Genomic DNA, 3,845 nt, shown 5'->3' with positions numbered 1-3,845 from the left:
GTTCTGTGTAAAAGGCTGGTCATTCGGGCAAGATCGTGAGTACCACACATAACTTCAAACAGATAATCACTGTCCGGGTTGTAGTCGCACATTGAGATAACGGCCATTGTCAGCGCATTGAAAGTTTCACGTCGTTCTGAGCGAATAGAAACGCGCTGATTGCGTTCACAGCGAAGTTTATAAATGTGCCGGTTACGATTCCAGTCGTGAACTTCTAAAGCAGCAGCAAAACGCCTGGCAGCCACAAAGTCGGGAAAATTCCCAATAAACTCAGGGGTGCAATGCCGATGTACGCTCTTACGAGAGGGTGTCGATGTATGTACTGACTGGTTAATCACAGCCGCCCGCACTTATGGCGAGTAGCAAAGGTTGAAATGTACACATGATGGGGTATAATCCTTCATAGGTTTCGTACCTAGCCCCGTTAATCATGATCGCGTCGCCAAACAAGATGCATGATTTTCGGGGCTTTGTTTTTAGGGCGATACCAACCTCGTATCAAGCCCGCTCCCTCGTCAGTCGCAACTGACTTGCAAACATTCTACCCAAAACCTTCAGTTCCGCAAGTATATGTAAAGGATCAGCAACACGATCCCGGAAAATGTGTACTAATTGCTCTCTCTTCAACTGCTTATTTAAATCAACCAATTACATAAATTTCTTTTTTTTGAGAAGTTGATCTTTCGAAGAATTTTAGCAATTTCTTATAGCTATGATTTAAAAGGAAAATAATCTCCAAGACTGATTTTAGTCACTTCAATTTCTCGGCTCATAACAAACAAGATATGAGCACCTATGAAATTTAACAACATTTACAAATATCAGAGTGATTTTAGGCCTAACTACAAGCAGACAGGACTAAGATATTTGCCAATACTCATATTGCCGTGGATTTTTGAAAGAACTACAGAGTGAAGGCATGACGATAACTCCCGAAATTTTGCGAGCACTGAGTCCATTTCGGCAACATCTCAACCGGTTTGGTGTTTTCGAATTGCGAAAGCGTGAAGTTGACCCCATTGATTATGGGATCCGATTGTAGTTATTTGAAATAACTACAATCGCTCTTTATTTAGAAAGAACATTTATGTGTCGTGACACACAATGATGATCACACTCACGCGCAATAAATGCCTCTTTTCAAATCACATTACTGAGACACTCACGTAGTGTATCTGAGATGGGTTATAATGGCAGCACGAGCGGCGCACATTTCCTCTACCAGTTCGGTCGAACGCGGTGGATTCAATGTGCCGTACATTAACTGCCGGATTTATGGCGGTCTGGCGTCAAACCTGCGGCCGAGTGCGCGGATAATGCCTCTTCATAGGAATGGATCTGTGCACAGGCTTTTTTCAGAAAGTCAGGCGCAAAACCGCTGGTCGGAGACGCAAATGGAGTATCCAGAAAGGCGTCAACAATACGGACAGCTTTGTAAGGTGTAACAATCCTTTCGCCCAGCGACAAAACGTTGCAGTTGTTAATCATGCGGCAAAGCAGTGCCGTTTCCAGCGATTCAACCAGTCCGCAATAGACTCCCGGAAATTTGTTCGCCACAATACTGACACCCATGCCACTGCTACAAAACAGGATCCCACGGGGAAAAGCCTGTTCTGACACTGCCTTGCCTACGGCGTAGCCCGCTTCGTAATAAGGCACCTCCTGGTTGTCGGTCGAGCCTACATCGAACACCTCAAACCCCCGGCTAACCAGATGCAGTTTCACCTGGTCCTTCAGCCCCTTGCCTGCGGGATCAGCCGCAATAATGATCTTCTCTTTCATAATGAGTTCCTTTTGTCCGTAAAAACACAGGAGGGACGACTCCCCTCTGTTATTCGGTTACTCTGGGGTCAGGTACCCGGGGGTTTAACCCACAATGCGGTTTCCCCTGAACAAAAAAACCGGACCATATGCATAATCATCAATCATGTCGTAGAACTTTCCGATAGTAGAGTTGTTACAGTGCTGTAGAAATGCGGTTTCATTCTCGTACACCTCATCCAGATAAAAGCGGTTTCGGTTGTTTTCATCGCGAATGACCTCGAAACGGGCGGTACCTGGCTCATTGTGCAGCGATCCACTGGCATCAAACAGAGCGGCTTTCGCAAAAGCATCCCGCTTGTCAGAAGGAACATCAAACTGGACCAGAACGTGATAACTCATGATCACACCTCGTAATGTGAAATAGCAGCGCATCACCATAATGCGTTGCCGATGCAGGAAGAGGCATCATCCGCTTGCTACACAATAAGTAAAAGTGACTTATTGTGGCCAATACCCTCATAAAAGGGGACTGTTATGAAACTCTCTCAACTGCGTTTTTTTTGCGCAGTGGTTGAACAAGGCACCATCGCCGCCGCCGCCGACATGTGGTATTGCGTACCGTCAAACATCACGATGCGCATTCATGAGCTCGAACGCCAGCTGGGTGTCGCGCTGTTTTCCCGTGAGAAAAACCGCCTGATGGTGACCCCGGAAGGGCGCCTGTTGTACAGGAAAGCGAAAAACATGCTGGAAATGGCTACTGAGGCAGAACAACTCTTTTACAATGTGTCAAAAACCGGTTTGTTAAATGTGGGGGCGCTTGACGTTGCACTCAGCGCCCATTTACCACAACGGATAGCCGACTACCTTCTTCGTGAGCCTGGTGTTGAACTGAACCTGCATTGCGGGCAATCATTTACACTGGAGCGACAACTGATTGAGGGGGAACTTGATCTCATCATTTCGGATGGCCCTGTAGAACATCCATTGCTGACCAGCGCACTTGCCTTTTGTGAGTGCCTGAAATTAATCACACCTATGGAGGTCAGTAACCTGTCAGCCATGCAACTTGCCCGGTACGATCTGTATGTATTTGGCGAAAAATGTTATTACCGGCACCAGGTGAACCGCTGGTTGGCGTTATCCGGGATATCCCCGCGTGCGGTACTCGAGATAGAGTCTTATCCGGTCATGTTTGCGTGTGTGGCGAGTGGAATCGGTTGTGCCTGCGTGCCGGAGAGTTTTATCGCGGACACCCCGACATTTCGGGTGCACTCACTCGACCTTATCGGATCGTGCAACATGTATTTCGTCTGGCGCAAACACTTAAAATCACCTGTAGTCGTAGAGTTTATCAGGATTCTGTCAGAGCAGGAGTAACAAGCAACAGTGTGTCGTATCTTTTTGATAAAGATTTAAAAAAATTGCACGACCCCACACGAATAAAACAAGAGATCCGGCAAAAAAGGTTTCCGCCAGTTCTGGTAGAGCCGGAAATCGAGCAGAGCGACGTTGACAGGTATGAGCTGGCAAAAGAAGCCAGGGTCAGGAAGTTTGGCAAAGCTTTACCTACCAAACAAATCAGGCATCTACAGTACAAGTGATTTGTGATGGATATGATCTTTGAAGCGTTGGGTTAACCATTGTTGCAAATTTAGGTTTAGCCCTACGGGACGGAGCAAACGAATAACTCATAAAATGATTATAAATAATGAAGTTAATATAACTTTTAGGCTTATTGCCAAAAATTAACGAATCCTTGCGGTCACCCTATCTGGCGGGACGGCCATCGATATATGAAAGCCGGGGTGATGCTGGGCGATTTCTTCAGCCAGGGGGTGGCGCAGCTGAATTTATTTGATGAAACCGGGCCACAGGCAAACAGCGCAGCGCTGATGCGTGTCATCGACGGAATGAATCAGAGTGGGAAGGGCAGACTATGGTTTGCCGGGCAGGGAATACAGAAAGCATGGGCCATGAAAAGGGAAATGCTGTCACCTGCCTGGACCACAAGATTTTCTGATCTGCCGGTGGCCAGGTAACGTTTTGGCCTGACTATTGGCCGGTAAGGCATCCTTTCC

3 protein-coding genes and 1 pseudogene are annotated in these 3,845 nt (G+C 47.0%); 2 read left to right on the top strand and 2 right to left on the bottom strand.

What is annotated here, in order from left to right:
• Positions 1-1,260 precede the first annotated feature (1,260 nt).
• Positions 1,261-1,782 (bottom strand): RpiB/LacA/LacB family sugar-phosphate isomerase, encoded by a 522-nt coding sequence (locus tag VGM55_RS24800; RefSeq protein WP_331637044.1) that lies wholly within the window; start codon positions 1,780-1,782, stop codon positions 1,261-1,263.
• Between the two features lie 84 nt (positions 1,783-1,866).
• Complete coding sequence (locus VGM55_RS24795) at positions 1,867-2,163, bottom strand: putative quinol monooxygenase (RefSeq protein ID WP_331637043.1); 297 nt, start codon at positions 2,161-2,163, stop codon at positions 1,867-1,869.
• Between the two features lie 135 nt (positions 2,164-2,298).
• Here VGM55_RS24795 and VGM55_RS24790 point away from each other — a divergent pair, with 135 nt between their 5' ends.
• Both VGM55_RS24790 and VGM55_RS24785 read left to right on the top strand, forming a co-directional pair.
• A complete protein-coding gene (locus VGM55_RS24790) occupies positions 2,299-3,144 on the top strand; it encodes a LysR family transcriptional regulator (protein ID WP_331637042.1) in 846 nt (281 codons plus the stop codon).
• 392 nt (positions 3,145-3,536) lie between these two features.
• A pseudogene (locus VGM55_RS24785) lies at positions 3,537-3,806 on the top strand (DUF4113 domain-containing protein); the annotation flags it as partial.
• Positions 3,807-3,845: the final 39 nt, after the last annotated feature.

This window comes from Cedecea sp., assembly GCF_036500665.1.
Lineage (GTDB): Bacteria > Pseudomonadota > Gammaproteobacteria > Enterobacterales > Enterobacteriaceae > Cedecea.
The sequence above is the reverse complement of the archived record's forward strand: the minus strand, read 5'-3'. Positions and strand labels throughout refer to the sequence as shown.